The 1,933-nt window shown below is 73.3% G+C and carries 1 protein-coding gene and 1 pseudogene; one reads left to right on the top strand and one right to left on the bottom strand.

Features of this window, described 5'->3' with window-relative positions:
- Positions 1-463 (top strand): annotated as a pseudogene (locus tag AC2W7M_RS24580) (nuclear transport factor 2 family protein); the annotation flags it as partial.
- Between the two features lie 17 nt (positions 464-480).
- Here the strand turns inward: AC2W7M_RS24580 and AC2W7M_RS24575 are convergent.
- On the bottom strand, positions 481-1,851 hold the full coding sequence (locus AC2W7M_RS24575; protein ID WP_486135651.1) for an NAD(P)H-dependent oxidoreductase: 1,371 nt from the start codon (positions 1,849-1,851) through the stop codon (positions 481-483).
- Positions 1,852-1,933: the final 82 nt, after the last annotated feature.

Raw genomic sequence — 1,933 nt, 5'->3', positions numbered from 1 at the left:
AGCCGGGCCGAACCCACGCCGGGCGCCCCCGCGGAGACCCGGGACGCCGCGACCGAGACCCGCAACCGCGGCCATCGTGCGCGCCGCGTTCGAGGCCTGGCGCAAGGGCGGCAACGTCTTCACGGAACTGCTCGCGCCCGACTTCGTCTGGATCATCCACGGCTCCAGCTCGGTCGCCGGCAGCTATCGCGGCATGGACGACTTCGTCGCGAGGGCGTCCTCGCCCCTCACCAGCCGCCTGACGGGGCCGGTGGTGCCCGAGGTCCGGCACATCTGGGCGAGCGGCGACCGGGTCATCGTCCGCTTCGACGGATCGGCCACCACCACGTCCGGCGCGCCCTACCGCAACCAGTTCGTCTGGATCTTCCGGATGAAGGACGGCGCCGCGGTGGAGGTCGAGGCGTTCCTTGATCTCGTCGCCTACGACCGGGTGGTGGCCAACAACGCGCCGCGCGCGCGGTAGGCACCCTCCCGCCGGCCTCAGGCGCTGAGGCGCTCGCCCTGCGGGCGGAACATGCGCTCCATCTCGCGCCTGAGGCGCACCGCCTCGCTGTCGGCGATCTCCACATCCGCCCAGCAGACGGCGGCGCCGGCCTTCACCGGGGTCTTGAGCGTGACATGGTGCGCAAGGCCGATGGGCAGCGCGCCGAGGGCGAGCGAATCCTCGGCGCGCATGATGCGGCCATAGACCGTGTAGCCGCCCTCCCCGTCCAGCACCGTGCCGGCCGGCAGGTCGCGCTTGGCGGTGGCGGAGACGTCCGAATAGAAGCCGATGGCCGAGCCCGTCGCCTCGCCGCGCAGCGCCGCCGCGGCCACCGAGATGCCGAGTTCCAGGCCGATCAGATGATAGGGGCGGTAGAGCGCGGTGTAGCGGCCCGAGGGGTCCGTCACCATGCCGTATTCCTTGAAGCAGCGCCGGGCATAGTCGCCGCGCTGGGAGGGGTCCGCCTCCAGCACCACATAGACGCCCCACCTGAGGTCGCGGAACACCGGCCGGCCGTCCAGCTCCAGCGAGGAGACCACCTCCACCATGCCGGTCTCCTCCAGGACGCCGCCGTCGGCGCGCGGGCGCAGGACCCGCGCCAGGTCGTCCACGCCGCAGGGCGGGAACAGGAGGCCGTCGCGCGGCGCCTTGAGGCCGGTCATGTTGGAGATGGCGGCCATCTCGATGGCGGACTTGGTGCCGTCGACGAAGGAGTTGAACATCTGCGGGTTCATGCCGCCCGCCCGCGCCATCTCCGGGGCGATGGCGAGGTTGTCCCACACCGTCTCCGGGGTGGAGCCGTGGAACGCCGGCAAATGCCGGGTGCCCTTGCCCGCCGCCACCACGCGGAAGCCGCAGGCCTCGGCCCAGTCCACCATGTCGCACACCAGCGCCGGCTGGTCGCCATAGGCGGCGGCATAGACCACGCCGGCCCGGCGCGCGCGCTCCGCCACCAGCGGGCCGGCGAGCACGTCCGCCTCCACCGTCACCATCACCACGTGGCGGCCGTGCTCGATGGCCGACAAGGCATGGTGGAGCCCGGCGGCGGGGCTGCCGGTGGCGTCGACGATCACCTCCAGCCCGTCGGCGGCGATCAAAGCGGCGGCGTCTTCCGTCACCACCGTGCGGCCGGTGCGCCGGGCCTCGTCGAAGTCGCGGGCGAGCGCGGCGTCGGTGTCCCATCCGGTGGCGTCGAGCGCGGCCACCGCCCGCGCGCGGGAGAGGTCGGCGATGCCGATGAGGTGCATGCCCGGCGTGGTGCGCACCTGCGACAGGAACATGGAGCCGAACTTGCCGGCGCCGATCAGGCCGACGCGGACGGGGCGGCCTTCGGCGGCGCGCGCCTTGAGCTTGCGGGCGAGATTCATGGGGCGTCCTCTCCTGTCGCTGGCGGGCCATCGCGGCGGCCCGTTCGGGTTCGTGTGGCCGGCTGGCCTGCGGCGCCGGCGC

Source organism: Xanthobacter sp. BG11Y11_SDJG (assembly GCF_057364445.1).
The sequence above is the reverse complement of the archived record's forward strand: the minus strand, read 5'-3'. Positions and strand labels throughout refer to the sequence as shown.